Annotated in this window: 15 protein-coding genes and 3 pseudogenes; 12 read left to right on the top strand and 6 right to left on the bottom strand. The window is 63.8% G+C overall.

All coding sequences use genetic code 11. The features are described from left to right. The first annotated feature begins 172 nt into the window (after positions 1-172). From AC1DKQ_RS10090 to AC1DKQ_RS10080, 3 genes and pseudogenes are all read left to right on the top strand, one after another. Complete coding sequence (locus AC1DKQ_RS10090) at positions 173-1,264, top strand: MFS transporter (protein ID WP_476918905.1); 1,092 nt, start codon at positions 173-175, stop codon at positions 1,262-1,264. Positions 1,265-1,748: 484 nt separating this feature from the next. After that, a pseudogene (locus tag AC1DKQ_RS10085) lies at positions 1,749-1,874 on the top strand (DUF2252 family protein); the annotation flags it as partial. Next, positions 1,844-2,701 (top strand): DUF2252 domain-containing protein, encoded by an 858-nt coding sequence (locus AC1DKQ_RS10080; protein ID WP_476918900.1) that lies wholly within the window; start codon positions 1,844-1,846, stop codon positions 2,699-2,701. The pseudogene AC1DKQ_RS10085 and the gene AC1DKQ_RS10080, both read left to right, overlap by 31 nt. 93 nt (positions 2,702-2,794) lie before the next feature. Here the strand turns inward: AC1DKQ_RS10080 and AC1DKQ_RS10075 are convergent. Then, a pseudogene (locus tag AC1DKQ_RS10075) lies at positions 2,795-3,009 on the bottom strand (ATP-binding protein); the annotation flags it as partial. A gap of 4 nt (positions 3,010-3,013) precedes the next feature. Between AC1DKQ_RS10075 and AC1DKQ_RS10070 the strand changes: the two are divergent. From AC1DKQ_RS10070 to AC1DKQ_RS10050, 5 genes and pseudogenes are all read left to right on the top strand, one after another. Then, positions 3,014-3,390: pseudogene (locus AC1DKQ_RS10070) on the top strand (ferritin); the annotation flags it as partial. Between the two features lie 128 nt (positions 3,391-3,518). Continuing rightward, positions 3,519-4,454, top strand: a complete 936-nt coding sequence (gene ppk2, locus AC1DKQ_RS10065; protein ID WP_476883652.1) for a polyphosphate kinase 2 — start codon at positions 3,519-3,521, stop codon at positions 4,452-4,454. A 176-nt stretch (positions 4,455-4,630) separates the two neighbouring features. Beyond that, positions 4,631-5,266, top strand: coding sequence for a LysE family translocator (locus tag AC1DKQ_RS10060; RefSeq protein ID WP_476883651.1), 636 nt, complete (start codon positions 4,631-4,633; stop codon positions 5,264-5,266). Positions 5,267-5,372: 106 nt separating this feature from the next. After that, on the top strand, positions 5,373-5,984 hold the full coding sequence (locus AC1DKQ_RS10055; RefSeq protein ID WP_476883650.1) for a VOC family protein: 612 nt from the start codon (positions 5,373-5,375) through the stop codon (positions 5,982-5,984). A gap of 109 nt (positions 5,985-6,093) precedes the next feature. Further along, positions 6,094-6,558 (top strand): SRPBCC family protein, encoded by a 465-nt coding sequence (locus AC1DKQ_RS10050; RefSeq protein WP_476883649.1) that lies wholly within the window; start codon positions 6,094-6,096, stop codon positions 6,556-6,558. A 183-nt stretch (positions 6,559-6,741) separates the two neighbouring features. Here the strand turns inward: AC1DKQ_RS10050 and AC1DKQ_RS10045 are convergent, their stop codons facing one another. Together AC1DKQ_RS10045 and AC1DKQ_RS10040 are read right to left on the bottom strand one after the other, a co-directional pair. Continuing rightward, positions 6,742-7,200 carry a hypothetical protein gene (locus AC1DKQ_RS10045; protein ID WP_476883648.1) on the bottom strand — a complete coding sequence of 153 codons (459 nt, stop codon included), beginning with the start codon at positions 7,198-7,200 and terminating at the stop codon, positions 6,742-6,744. A 141-nt stretch (positions 7,201-7,341) separates the two neighbouring features. Continuing rightward, entirely contained in the window at positions 7,342-7,494 is a 153-nt protein-coding gene (locus AC1DKQ_RS10040; RefSeq protein WP_476883647.1) for an LPXTG cell wall anchor domain-containing protein, read from the bottom strand. A gap of 308 nt (positions 7,495-7,802) precedes the next feature. Here AC1DKQ_RS10040 and AC1DKQ_RS10035 point away from each other — a divergent pair, with 308 nt between their 5' ends. Next, positions 7,803-8,471, top strand: a complete 669-nt coding sequence (locus tag AC1DKQ_RS10035) for an alpha/beta fold hydrolase (RefSeq protein WP_476883646.1) — start codon at positions 7,803-7,805, stop codon at positions 8,469-8,471. A 78-nt stretch (positions 8,472-8,549) separates the two neighbouring features. Then, a complete protein-coding gene (locus tag AC1DKQ_RS10030) occupies positions 8,550-9,497 on the top strand; it encodes an alpha/beta fold hydrolase (protein ID WP_476883645.1) in 948 nt (315 codons plus the stop codon). Between the two features lie 110 nt (positions 9,498-9,607). Here AC1DKQ_RS10030 and AC1DKQ_RS10025 read toward each other — a convergent pair whose 3' ends face one another. Further along, positions 9,608-10,981, bottom strand: a complete 1,374-nt coding sequence (locus AC1DKQ_RS10025; RefSeq protein ID WP_476883661.1) for an MFS transporter — start codon at positions 10,979-10,981, stop codon at positions 9,608-9,610. 292 nt (positions 10,982-11,273) lie between these two features. Here AC1DKQ_RS10025 and AC1DKQ_RS10020 point away from each other — a divergent pair, with 292 nt between their 5' ends. Beyond that, the gene (locus AC1DKQ_RS10020; protein WP_476883644.1) at positions 11,274-12,143 is read left to right on the top strand and encodes a class II glutamine amidotransferase; all 870 of its coding nucleotides are present in this window, start codon (positions 11,274-11,276) and stop codon (positions 12,141-12,143) included. 42 nt (positions 12,144-12,185) lie between these two features. Here AC1DKQ_RS10020 and AC1DKQ_RS10015 read toward each other — a convergent pair whose 3' ends face one another. Beyond that, on the bottom strand, positions 12,186-12,629 hold the full coding sequence (locus AC1DKQ_RS10015) for a DUF1003 domain-containing protein (RefSeq protein WP_476883643.1): 444 nt from the start codon (positions 12,627-12,629) through the stop codon (positions 12,186-12,188). Positions 12,630-12,711: 82 nt separating this feature from the next. Further along, complete coding sequence (locus AC1DKQ_RS10010; RefSeq protein WP_476883642.1) at positions 12,712-13,161, bottom strand: bleomycin resistance protein; 450 nt, start codon at positions 13,159-13,161, stop codon at positions 12,712-12,714. Between the two features lie 203 nt (positions 13,162-13,364). On the opposite strand from AC1DKQ_RS10010, the gene AC1DKQ_RS10005 reads away from it, so the two are divergent. Next, a complete protein-coding gene (locus AC1DKQ_RS10005) occupies positions 13,365-14,093 on the top strand; it encodes a class I SAM-dependent methyltransferase (RefSeq protein WP_476883641.1) in 729 nt (242 codons plus the stop codon). Position 14,094: the final 1 nt, after the last annotated feature.

Genomic DNA, 14,094 nt, shown 5'->3' with positions numbered 1-14,094 from the left:
ATGCATGACCCCGACACGCCGGGCCGCGGCGAGTATCGACATCCCGCCACACACCATGTCAACGAAGTCGGTGCGGGTATTCGGAGGAAACAGCTTGACCATAAAACGCTCCATCAATCAGAGCGTTGCTACGACCATATGACTTTGCCATGTCTTCGTCGGTGAGGCCGTCATCGTCCTGGTCATCCTGCTGGTCTCGCGCAAGGTCGAAGACGTTCCACCGTCCAAGGTCCGGCTGGACCTGCTGGGGTCCGCACTGTCGATACTGGGACTCGGAATGTTTGTGTACGGTGTCCTGCGTTCGGGTGAATGGGGCTGGGTGCGGTCCAAACCCGGTGCGCCGACCGTCGTGGGCCTCTCTCCTGTTATCTGGCTGCTGGTCGGCGGGCTGCTTGTCCTCTATGTGTTCATGCGGCGGACATCGCATTTGGCCTTAGTTGGCGGTGATCCGCTGATCGACCCCGGGCTGTTCCAGAACCAGCGCCTCACCGGCGGCCTCAGCGTCTTCTTCGCTCAATTCCTCGTGCAGGCCGGGGTGTTCTTCATCATCCCGCTCTTCCTGTCGGTGGTGTTGGAGTTGAGCGCGCTGGAGACCGGGATACGGATCTTTCCGCTGTCCGTGGCGCTGATTCTGGCCGCTGCCGGAGTTCCCAGGGCCTGGCCGCGTGCCAACCCGCGCCGCGTAGTCCGGTTGGGGCTGATACTGATGATCGTCGGTATCCTCATCCTGGTGGCCGGAATGGACCCGGGTGCGAATGCGGCCATTGTCGCCATCCCAATGCTTTTGATGGGGTTCGGAATGGGGGCGCTGTCCTCGCAGCTGGGCGCCGTCACGGTCTCCGCGGTGCCGGACTCTCAGAGCGCGGAGGTCGGCGGACTGCAGAACACGGCCACCAACCTCGGGGCCTCCCTTGGAACGGCCCTGATCGGTTCAGTTCTCATTGCGACCTTGAGCACTTCGTTTTTGGCCGGCATCCAGGACAATCCCGCCGTGCCAAGCTCCGTGCAGGAGCACGCCTCGGTCCAACTGGCCAGCGGTGTCCCCTTCATTTCCGACACGCAGCTCCAGGCCGCGCTGGACAACGCCCGAGTCGATCAGGCGACGACCGATGCAATCATGTCCGTCAACCACATCTCCCGTTTCGATGCCCTACGGGCCGCACTTGCCCTGACCGCACTGCTTACGATCGCCGCACTGTTCCTTACCGGACGCCTCCCCGATAAGGCCGTCGGAGCGCCCGACGACTCCATGGAGGGTGGGTAGCCCGCCGAGCCCGGATAGGCTTCGCTGCCCCGCCGGAACCATCGTTGTTCCCGCATGCGCGGTTCCACGGGGCGCCGTGATTGGGCCAACCGATTCGGAAAGGAGAATGTGCGCCCCTTCGCCCGGCGGTACCGTCAGCCCTCCGGTTCCCGCCCAGACGGCACCTGGGCGCGGGCCGGATCCTTCAGCAGCGCGTTGACGATTGACGCCGCCGGGGGCCACAATCGCAGCAGGGAACGACGCCGCACCTGATGCCAGTGCCCCTTCCAGGTTTCAGAGGGGAGACCCCGATCATGGCCGAGACCAGAGACAAGCATCTGAGCGTCGAGGAACGTGTCGCGGAGGGCAGGCCCAGCGGAAGAAGGCGCCCCTCTCCAGCCACACTGGTTGGAAGCCGACTCCCGGCCGCCCCGATCCGGTGGCACTCCTCGAGGAACAGAACCTGACCCGGGAACAGGATCTCGTGCCGGTGCGCCACGGCCGGATGTTGGTCTCGCCGTTCACGTTCTACCGGGGTGCGGCCAAGATCATGGCGGCCGATCTGAAGGACACGCCCCGGGCCGGCCTGCGCGTCCAGCTGTGCGGCGACGCCCACCTGTCCAACTTCGGGGTCTTCGCCTCGCCCGAGCGCAACTTGCTGTTCGACCTGAACGACTTCGACGAGACGCGAAGGCCCACACCCGGGACAGCCTGCAAGCACTGTCCAAGCTCGCCGAGCGCGTCGACGGAAAGTACCGAATTGTCAGTCAACCACCGATCGTCATTCCCGTCCGGGAATGGGGAAATATGTACGGTGCGTCTGGCGACGAGGTTGAGAAGGCGGTTCGTGAACAGCTCCGGGCCTACCGGGCCACACTGCCGGACGACCGGCGTCACCTGCTTGAACAATTCGAAGTCATCGACGTCGCCCGCAAGGTGGTGGGCGTCGGCAGCGTCGGCACACGGGCGTTCATCGCCCTGCTCCAGGGCCGCGATCAAGAGGATCCCCTGTTCCTCCAGGTCAAGGAGGCCACGAAATCGGTGCTTGAGGACCACTTGCCGAAGAGCAAGTTCAAGCAGCCGGGCGAGCGCGTGGTGCAGGGGCAGCGGATGATGCAGGCCGCAAGCGACATCTTCTTGGGCTGGACCAAAGGCGTGCAGGACAACCGATACCTCTACTGGCGGCAACTGCGTGACATGAAGGGCTCAGCCATTGTGGAAGCGATGCAACCACCCGCCATGAACTTCTATGCCGGTACCTGCGGCTGGACGCTGGCGCGGGCGCACGCCCGGTCGGGTGACCCGGTTGCGATCGCGTCCTATCTCGGCAAGAGCGACAAGTTCGAGCGCTCAATCACCGACTTTTCCGGGCGTTACGCGGACCAGAACGAAAAGGACTATCAGGCCTTCGCCGACGCGGTCCGCTCCGGCCGCCTGGAAGCAACAGAGGGCCTCTGATTCCGGATGACGCCGGGTAGATAGTTACTCGGCTCCGCTGTTGCGAAACCCCTGCGTTGCCATCGCCCACAGGAGGAACGGAGGACCGCCCGGCTAGCCTGCAGTCCGTTGGGCGATGGTGCGGGCGAGGCGGTAGGAGTCGGTGCCGGTTTCGATGATGCCACCGTCGAAGCTCAGCCGGTCCACGATAGCCGCACAAAGGCGTTGGGTCGGTGAAGGTTTTGGTCCAGCCGGAGAATGATTCATTGCTTGCGATGGATGGAGTTCTTCTCGTCGCGTTCGGTGAGGACCTGAAAGACGAAAATCGCCACCGGCATTGATCCGGTCCGCAACGACTTCGCGAACGTCGAGGAACCCCTCGCCTTGGCCCTCGCCCAGGAACAGGAGGTTACCGAGAACATCAAGGCAATCTTCGCCGCGGCCAGGGCTGAGGACGACGCCCTGGGCGAGCAATTCATGCTGTGGTTCCTCAAGGAACAGGTCGAAGAGGTCTCCTCGATGACCACCCTGCTGAACATTGCCCGGCGGGCGGACAACCTCTTCGACATCGAAGACTTCCTGGCCGTGAACGCGTAGGCGACCAAGGAGGTGTCGGCGGGCACCGCGGATCCAGCGGGCCTCACACCGGCCAGGCGACCGGAGGGGGCCACGACTCCGGAACGCCGGAAGCCGCCGGCGGATCACTGTGAAGCCCATACCTATCGTGAGCTCCACCTGTCGGCTTAGGCTGGTCGCATTCTATGAACTCAGTTGAGCATCGAACGCTGTCATCCTAGATGGCAGGCGATGGTTCGGCGGGGCCGGAGGGAGGCTGGGGATGGCACAGGCGGACAGAACGTGGACACCTGAGGATCAGGGCTGGCTGCGGGAAAACCTCAGGGAGGCCATCGACCATCTGGTGGAGATGGGGTACACGGTGCGCGGGGGGCAAGGCGAGGATCCGGAACTGATCCACCCAGGCGGTTCGGCCGTTCAGACGTGGCGGGAAGACTACCCTTACGACGAGCGGATGTCCCGTGATGAGTACGAGATGGAGAAATACCGGCTGCAGGTTGAACTGCTGAAGTTCCAGTATTGGGGCCAGGACCATGACCTCAGGCACGTGATCGTTTTCGAGGGCCGGGATGCGGCCGGCAAGGGCGGTACGATTAAGCGCTTCACCGAGCACCTGAATCCACGCTCGGCCCGGGCCGTGGCGTTGAGCAAGCCTTCCGACCGTGAACTGGGCCAGTGGTATTTCCAGCGCTACATCCAGCATCTGCCCACGGCCGGGGAGATCGTGATGTTCGACCGCTCCTGGTACAACCGGGCCAACGTGGAGCGGGTCATGGGCTTCTGCACAGAGCAGGAGTTCGACACGTTTATGATTCAGGCGCCGCTCTTCGAGAGGATGCTTGTGGACTCCGGGATCCACCTGACCAAGTTCTGGTTTTCAGTGACCCGCCACGAGCAGCGCACCCGCTTTGCGATACGGCAGATTGACCCGGTGCGGCGCTGGAAGCTCTCGCCCATAGATCTGGCCTCCCTAGATCGGTGGGAGGAATACACGTCAGCCAAGGAGGAGACGTTCCTGCGAACCGACACGGACCATGCGCCGTGGATCACCATCAAGTTCAACGACAAAAAGCGCGGACGGATCAACGCGATGCGCTACTTCCTCAACCAGTTCGACTACGAGGACAAGGACACATCGGTGGTCCACGGCCCCGACCGGCTGATCGTGCGTCGCGGCCGCGACGCCGCCGGCGACTAGCGGATCGGTCATCCACAAAGGCAAGGGGTTCCCTGGCAGTGCACCCCACGGTGCGAATGCATCCCGGGGTCGATGGGCCCGACGACGGCTCGCGCCGCAGAGTCGATTGACAGCGCAATGCCCCGAAGTCTGGCCACAATTGCCACCGGACAGCCAGCACCCGGACAATGGTGCGCATGACCGCCGTAACCCTGCTGGCTTTTGCCGGACTGTGCCTGCTGCTCTCCGTCACCCCGGGCCCGGATACGTTCCTGGTGCTGCGGATCTCGCTGCAGAACGCCGGGGCCGGCCTTGCCGCGGCATTCGGCTCGGCACTGGCATCCCTGGTCTGGGCCGTACTGGTGGGCGTAGGTCTCGCCGCCGTGCTGGAGGACTCCGCCGAAGTGTTCCGCTGGCTGAAGATCGCAGGCGGGTTGTACCTGCTGTACTTGGGAATCTCGTCGCTGATCCGGGCCCGCCGCACAACACCCTCCGCAACGGCTGGACAAGCTCCGCGCAGGAGCCACACCCGAAGGGCAGGGTTCGGTGCCGGTGCGCTCTCCACACTGCTCAACCCCAAGGTCGGCCTGTTCTACCTCGCCGTCGTGCCGCAATTCATTCCTCACGGCGGCAACACGCTGGACACCGCCATGGTGCTGGGTGCCATAGAAAGCGCCATCGGCTTCCTCTACCTGGCCGCCGTATCCATTGCGGCAGCGAAGGCGATGGCCTGGCTGCAGCGCCCCCGAGTGAGCCGCTGGCTTGAACGCGGCAGCAGCGGCATCATCGCTGCACTCGGCCTGGGTGTGCTTGCATCCAGCACCAGTTCTTAGCCCGGCACGGCCCGCAACGGATCGGTCAGGATCTGAGAAGCGATCCGGGAGGCCACAGCATAAAGTCATCAACACACGACCTGACCACCTCACCGAAGGACCTGCCATGACCTCCATCGAATCAGTCATCCTGGAAGTACCGGACCCCACGGCCGCCACCGCCTTCTACACCGCCGCCTTCGGCTTGGGCACGCAGGTGCGGGTGCGAGCCTCGGATGCCCCGACGGCCGGGTTCCGCGGGTTCACGATGTCGCTCATAGTGTCTCAGCCGTCCACCGTCAGCAGCCTGATCGACAGCGCTCTGGCTGCTGGCGCCACGACGCTGAAGCCGGTCCAAAAATCACTGTGGGGCTACGGCGGCGTCGTGCAGGCTCCCGATGGCGCGATCTGGAAGGTGGCGACGTCGGCTCGTAAGGACACCGGTCCGGCCACCAGGCAGATCGACCAGATCGTGCTGTTGGTGGCGGCCGCCGACGTCGCTGCGAGCAAACGGTTCTATCTAGACCACGGCCTCACGGTAGGCAAGAGCTTCGGTAAGTACGTCGAGTTCGCCATGCCGTCGAGTCCCATCAAGCTGGGGCTTTACGGGCGCCGCGCCCTCGCCAAGGACGCCGGCGTCTCCCCTGACGGCACCGGCTCGCACCGGCTGACGATCGGCAGCGACGCCGGCCCGTTCGCCGATCCGGACGGGTTCGTGTGGGAGGCCGCATTGGCGTGAGCCGGTCCCACCGCTCCGCAGATGACGTTCCAGACGGCCTGCGCTTCCGACACTGGTCCTGGGACGGTCCCGTCGGAGGGACGGGTTCAGAGGATGTCATACTCTGACCATGGCCGTCTACTTCGAATGCACAACGCGGACAGGCATGCCAAAGGCGCAGTTGTTTGATCTTGCACGCAGCATCGACGCCCACAAGGACTCGATGGCGCGATCACGGGAGGATGCGGTCGCCGGTGTCAGATCCGGCCTGATCTCGTTGGGAGAGCAGGTCACTTGGCGCGCCTGGCACTTCGGGGTCCCGATCCGAATGACGAGCCGGATCACCCAGATGGAGGCGCCAGAATATTTCGTGGACGAGCAGGTCAAGGGCCCGTTCCGGCGGTTCCGGCACGTTCACGAGTTCAGCGAAGATTCCAATGGAACCACGATGGTTGACCGGATCGAGTTCGCGGCTCCGTTCGGCCCTGTCGGACGAGTGGTCGAGAGGCTGTTCCTGGCCCGCTACCTCCAGAGGCTCATTGAAACCCGCAATCGGCACCTGGCCGCTGACCCTAGGGCTGATGCACCCTCATGAGGGGAGATTGTCTTTTGTGTCCCTCCGCTGGGCTTTCAGCAGCCGCAGCCCGCTGGCCAACACGCCAACGTGGCTGAACGCCTGCGGGAACTTTCCTAGGAATTCCCCGGTCTGGATTCTCTCTCCCTTCCGCCGAGGAAGCCACCCCGAGTTGGCTCATTCCCTCCGGATATTCCGAAACCGCTAGCTGCCGTTGCCGGTGACCTGCCGCTGGCCGATGGAGCCAATCTGAACGTAGCCCACCAAGGTGACCTGCTTCGCAGTGCAGGGTTCGCTGGCGCGTCGCCCGGTCACCGAAATCTTGATCTCAGACGCGGACTCTGTGAGCCGCACTTTTTCCGGCGTCGTGCAATCAACCGAGGACGCAGAGAGGTACACGCGGTTCTCCGTCAGGTCCACACGGATCAGATGCCAAGGCACCGTCTCGGTCGGTTGGGGTGTCTGGTCTAGGGGAAGCTCCGCGAAGTTAGGAGTGATCGTCGTTATCCCCGGCCGTGGCGAAAGCTGTGTGGCCGGTGGCGCCGCAGGTGGCTGCGGCGGTCCGGTTTGTTCTCCACAGGCCGCAAGTGGCGCAAACGACAAGACCGTTAGGACGAGGCAGCCAGCGAATCGTTTGCCCAGGCTGGTCCGGTTGTGTTCCATGTCTGCAGACTAGTTCGACGTAATCCGAGTGAAAACTGCGGCGCCAATCCGGCGATGAATAGGCCGGCGACACTCCCGGCACAAAAGCGGCGGCCGGTCCCAGGTGGGACCGGCCGCCGCCGAAGAGAGATCAGTCGCGCGTCAGGCGTTGGTCTTGCGTTTCATCCAGCCCCAAACAGCAGTGGCTACCAGGAGCACCAGGCCGATGATGGCCAACCAAAGAAGGCCTTTCACAGCGAAGCCAAGGATCGACAGAACAAGCCAAATGATAAGTAGTGTGATTATTAGTCCCATACCGGAAGCTTATGCCACGCCAGGGGCCGACGGCGCCGTCGGGCTTGTGGCGGCGCGTCTGTTCGAGTACCGCTCGGCCTATAAGTATGTGAACGTCGTCTCGCACGGCCGAATTTCTGGGTGTAGGCAGCGCGTAGTGACTGGGCTGTTAAGCCGAGCAAGGAGTTAATTCCCGCCCCTATGGCTGTTAGCGGTGGCGGGAATGAAAATGGGGAGATGAGATCCACGTTGAAACGAGATCGGTCCAACAGCCCCCGCCTGCCGCTCCGGGACGGGGGCCCCGGCGTCGGCGCTGAGATGGCGCCACAGTGAGTAATTTCATTTTGATCCCGGGAGCGGGCGGCGCAGCCTGGTACTGGAGCCGTGTCCTGCCTTTGCTTCAGGGAGCTGGCCACGAAGCTGTGGCGGTCGATCTGCCCGGCGACGATGAAAGCGCCGGACTGCCCGAGTACGCGCATCTGGTTCTCGAAGCCATCGGCGGGCGCGACGACGTGGTGCTCGTTGCGCAGTCGCTGGGCGGCTTCACCGCGCCGCTCGTTTGCCAGCGGGCCTCCGTCCGTGAGCTTGTACTGGTGAACGCGATGATCCCGCTGCCGGGCGAGACCCCGGGCGCGTGGTGGGACAACACCGGCTGGGCTGCCGCGCAGCAAGGCGCGGCGAAGGCCCACGGGTACAGTTCCGAGTTCGACACAGACACGTACTTCCTGCACGACATTTCGCCGGACATAGCGGCCGAAGGGGAACCGCACCAACGCCCGGAAGCGAACGCGGTTTTCGAGTCGGTGTGCAACTTCACGGACTGGCCCAGGATCTCGACCCGTGTGCTCAGTGGCGAGGCAGATCGGTTCTTTCCTCTGGATTTCCAACGACGGGTCGCCCGCGAACGCCTCGGTGTGGAGCCCGACGTCGTGCCCGGTGGCCACCTCGTCGCCCTGGCTAACCCCGACGGGGTGGCTAATTACCTGCTGCGCCGTTGAACACAGGAAGCGGTTGAACACGCGAAATGGCGTCCTCCACGGGCAACTCTTTTGGGTACCTCCAATATTGTGGAGCGAATGAAGGGCGAGCAAGCGGAGACAACAAGCGGCTGGGTGAGCGTGCCCCATGCCAGGATCTACTGGGAATCGACCGGCGAACCCTCCGGCATTCCGGTCCTATACCTTCATGGCGGCCCCGGCGGTTCCCTTGGTAAGGGCGGATACCGCAAACGACACGACCACACGCGCTTTAGGATCATCGGGCTGGATCAACGAGGGTGCGGCAGGAGCACTCCGGCGGTACACGAGGACCTCGACCACCTGTCCGAGAACACCACGCAAGCCTTGATCGAGGACATTGAGGCGGTGCGCGAGCACCTGGGTATCAACAGGTGGATCGTCACCGGTGTTTCCTGGGGCAGCACGCTCGCCCTCGCATATGCCCTCAAATACCCTGCCCGGGTCCTCGGCATCGCTCTCGTCGCGGTGACAACAACGAGCCGCGACGAGGTCCAATGGATCACTGAAGACGTCGGACGAATCTTCCCCGAAGCGTGGAACGAGTTTTTCGAGGCAGCCAACGCAAACCCGGGCGAGCGAGTGGTCGAGGCTTACGCTCGGCGGCTGGAAGGGGAAGACCGCGACGACGCCAGACGGGCCGCCCAATCCTGGGACCGCTGGGAATCCACGCATATATCCCTGGACCCCAATTGGGTGCCCGGAGCGCTGTTCGAAGATGAGCGAGAGCGCATGACGTTCGCCCTTCTGGTTGCGCACTACTGGGCCAACGACGGGTTCCTGACCAACGGGCAGGAGATCATCCCCCGGATTCACGAGCTCAACGGCATCCCCGGCTGCCTTATCCACGGCCGGCGAGACATCAGTGGCCCGGCAGTCACCGCGTGGCAGCTGCAGCGGCGATGGCCATCAAGTCACCTTGTGGTCATCGAGGACGAGGGGCACGGCGGTCCCTTATCCATGGCGGCACTGTCACAAGCAGTCGACGATATCGCTGGCACGATCTGAAGCGCTTCTCACTTCGCAGAATGTCCCAGAAAGAGTGTCACCGCCACGGAACGACGCCGAGCTTGATAGCGTCTCGGTCCGGCGTTTCGGCAGGGGCGTCGAACTTGTGGCTACCTTCGGGCGCCGGCGGCGTAGGCCTGTTTGACCGGCTTGGTGGCGGGCATCGCGACGACGGCGAGGACCGTTAGTACGGCGCAGATCATGACGGCCAGGAACACGGCGGAGGAGGCCGACACAATGGTTTGGGGATCTGTTCCGCCGTGCGGGGAGCTGGCGTAGACGGCGTTCGCTATAGCCCCGAAGACGGCGACGCCGATGGAGCTGCCGATCGATCGGGCGAATAAGTTGGTGCCGGTGACCACGCCGCGCTCGTTCCATTCGACGCTCGTCTGGGCGGCGATGAGGGTCGGGGTCGCGACTAGCCCGAGTCCGAGTCCGACTATGAAGCAACTGCCGGCGACCGCCGCAATGTTGGGCGCCGAGGCGGTGAGGGCAAGGACTGCTGTGCCGATGACGGTAATCGTGACGCCAATCAGCGCAGTGTTCCGGAACCCGATCCGGAGATACAGACGCCCCGATTGGGACGCACTAATCGGCCAGCCGATGGTCAACGCCGCCAGGGCGAGCCCGGCAAGGATCGGGGAAGTCGAGAGGGCACCTTCGAGGAACGTGGGGACATAGGAAGTCAGACCAAGCATGACCGCTCCCACACCGAAGGCGATCATCGCCGTCGTCGCCAACAGCCGCCGGGACACCACCCACGGCGGCAGGACGGGCTCCGCCGCCCTCCGCTCGACGAGGACGAACGCGGCGAACAAGATCCCACCGCCTGCGAAGACAGCACTGCTGATGGCGGAGTTCCAGGCCCAGGCCTGGCCGCCCTCGAGGGCCCCAAGGATGAGCAGGGTGAGCGAGACCGTGAGCAGCCCAGCCCCGAGATAGTCGACGCGGTGCTCCACGCGCTCGATATCCTCGTGGAACGACCGGACCAGCATCCAACCTGCCACCAGGCATAGCGGAATGTTCACGAGGAAAATGCCACGCCAGATGCCGAGTGAGGCAAACACTCCCCCGAGCGTCGGGCCGACCACTGAGGAGACCGCCCACACGCTCGCCAGGTAGCCCTGCACCTTTGCCCGCTCTGCCAGCGTGTAGATATCGCCGGCGATGGTGATGGCCATCGGCTGGACCGCTCCGGCGCCGAGTCCCTGCACCACTCGGAAGGCGATGAGCGCCGGCATGCTCCAGGCGACTCCGCACAGGACCGAGCCGAGCAGGAACAAGCCTATTCCGAGGAGCATGATTGGCTTGCGGCCAATGACGTCCGAGAGCTTCGCGTAGACAGGTACCGACACAGCCTGGGCCAGCAGGTAGGCGGAGAAAAGCCACGGGAACGACGTGAACCCGCCAATGTCATGCACGATCGAAGGCACAGCTGTGGCCACAACCGTGGCATCAATCGCCACCAGACCAGTCGAAAGCATCAGGGCAATGAGGACAGGGCCGCGTTTGGACCGGAAGCCGACTCCCTCGGCAGGCGTAGCTGTCACGTGACCTCATTCCCATCGGCGCCCAAGGCGGGCGTTGCGCGCAGAACCGGTTCCAGCCCCGATTGCATAACGGCACCATCCACCGAAATAGTCCCGGACCTTCGTCGCCGTTGGGGGATGATTCGGAAGTGGGTTGGCGGCAAAGGCCACCCCGAGTAGCCTGAACCACGGGCAGGTCGTGCTGCCGCCGCTTGCCGGGCGATTTCTAAGGAGCTAGCCACTTGCCATGTGCCGACTCTTCGGCCTGCACGCCGGGCCCCAACCGGTTAGGGCGACCTTCTGGCTCCTGGACGCCCCGGACAGCCTCGCCGAGCAGAGCCGGCGGGAGCCCGACGGCGCCGGAATAGGCACCTTCGACGCTGACGGTAGAGCCCATGTCGCTAAGCAGCCGCTTGCCGCGTGGGAGGACCACGCGTTCGCGCGCGAGGCCCGGGTTCTGAAGAGCACAACGTTCCTTGCCCACGTGCGGTATGCCAGCACCGGCGCCCATACGCTGGTGAACACGCACCCGTTCGAGCAGGACGGGCGTCTGTTCGCCCACAACGGCGCCTTCGGAGACCTCGGGCGGCTCGATCAGCATCTGGCCGGGCTCGGTGTTACGAACCTTGTGCAGGGACAGACCGACAGCGAACGCCTCTTCGCGCTCATCACTGCCGAGACCCGCCGGACCGGCGGCGACGTCGGAGAAGGCATCGCCCGGGCCGTCAGGTGGATCGCAACGGAGTTACCCGTCTTTAGCCTGAACCTCATCGTGACCACTGCCACGGACCTCTGGTCGCTCAGGTACCCGGGAACCCACGAGTTGCACATTCTTGAACGGGACCCTACCGCTGCACCGGCTCCGGCGGCCCCTCTGGACGCCCGTAGCATCCGAATCCACGCCCGCAGCACGGATCTAGCCCGCTCCCCGCATGTCCTCTTCGCCACCGAACCGATGGATCACAACCCGCGCTGGCGGCCCATGGCTGCGGGCGAACTCGTGCACGTCGGCCCGTTGCTGGCGGTGACGACCACCTTTCCCTTCCCGGACTCCCCTGCACATCCGCTCAGCCTCGCCGATCTTGATGCGCACGCTGCGGCGTCCCAGAAGCCATGACCACGGCCCGGCAAGCCGTCAAGGGAGGCGGTTCTGCGGATCTTAGGCGCCGGGGCCGGCGCCGGCATCAATCCTGACGTTCGCGGCGGCCGCGAAGACCTGCAGCTCCCGAAGGATCTCCAGCTGTTGACTGTTGATTGCCATGAGCAGCTCGATCTCCTCCTTGGATTTCAGGTTGGTGTCATGATCGTGCTGGGCCATCGCTGCGGCAATCGCGTCCTGCCGTTTGGCCGCGATCAGAAGAATCGCCCCCTGCAGCCCCGCCAGCATCGAGAGGAAGAGATTCAACAGAATGTAGGGGTACGGATCCCAAGCATTGTTCGCCAGTGCCAAGCTGTTGATAGCGGCCCACACGACCATGAAACCAATGAAACCGCCGACGAACGGCCAGCTGCCCATCCCGTTCCGCATGAAATCCGCGGCCCGTTGGCCCTTTGTCAAGGATTCCTTGTGCGCTTCGTGCCAGGTCTTTCGCTCATCGATCATGCCCCACCCTAACGCCAGAAGGATGTTGCATATTCTGTGGCAACGTCGACAAGGCCCTACCTCACGGTTGGCGCCAGGCTACTCATACCGGCTCTGGAGCGATAGGTCTTCGTCCCAGGGACGCCTGGAATCGAATCAAATATCCGTCCGGATCTGCGACCAGAAACTGTGTAACGCCGGACTCGTGATCGCCCGTTCTGTACCAGTTGGTCTCCGGCTCAATGAATAGCGGCCAGCCTCCCTCATCCAGGGCATTCACGAGCGGCTCGATCGACGGAACTGAAACCTGAAAGTTGATTCCGCGCCCGAGGGGACGTTCAAGAGACCCGCTGATCCAGTTACGGCCCACTCCTACCTGCTCGAGCATGACGTGCGCGGAGCCGCTGGCGATATAGGCGAATCCCTCATTGATGCGGTGATAGAGCACCGCGAACCCACACAGCCCGCACCAGAAATCCAGGCTCTTATCCAGATCCGTGATCAGAAGCTCCGGCACCAGGCCCGGATCGGGTCCAACGGTTGCTGCAGTCATACCAAGATCTTCCCACTTGTTGGTGAGCCGCTCGGAAACCACCGTTCAGTGCCAATGGCGATCGCTCTTTCACACTCGGTCAGTTCATACCGGGCCAGGGCGAACTAAGGCCGCCGCTAGTCGGCTCCTGTGCTCAGACGCACCACAAACCACTCCGGCGCATACCGTCCCCAGAAGCCGGCTTGTTCTGTAGCGTGGGCACGATGACGGAGAACCACGCTTCCGACCTGTATGACGCAGTCAACAACTGGGGCCCCAGCGACGACTTCTTCCTGAGCTTCGCTACCGCCATCCCCGGCGCACGCGTGCTTGACCTCGGCTGCGGGACCGGCGGCATAACAATCGCCGCTGCGCAAGCCGGATGCACCGTCACGGGCGTTGATCCCGACCATCCCTCCCTCCAGGCAGCCCGCGCGAAGCAGGGCGCGGACGGGGTCAAATGGATCGACGGCAACTCCCGGGCCATTCCGGCCACCGCATTATTCGATGTTGCCCTCATGTCCTCCAACGTCGTTCAGGAGATAATCGACGACGTCGAGCTGGCCCGGTCACTCGCCGACATCGCCGCCCACCTAGCCCCAGGCGGCCGCCTCGCCTTTGATTCACGCGATCCCAACGCCCGTGGCTGGGAGGCCTGGACCAAGGAACGCACCCACAAGATCGTCCGTCTCCCCCAGGGCGACAGCCAGCACTGGTACCAAACCACCCAAGTAGACGAAGAAACCGGTGTGGTGGACTTCTCTGCACACGAGATCGGTCCGGACGGGATCGAACGCGTCGAGTGCGGGCCCATTCGCTTCCGCTCGGAAGACCAGCTCCGCGCCATGCTCATTGAGGCGGGACTCGCCGTCGATGAAGTGTTCGGCGGTTATCACGGCGAACCGGTGGGACACGGCGTCGGCACCCTCACGTTCACCGCTCACCGTCCGTGAC

It is taken from the genome of Arthrobacter sp. 05L421, from assembly GCF_056397785.1.
Note: the sequence above shows the minus strand (reverse complement) of the source record. Positions and strands in the feature narration are given on the sequence as shown.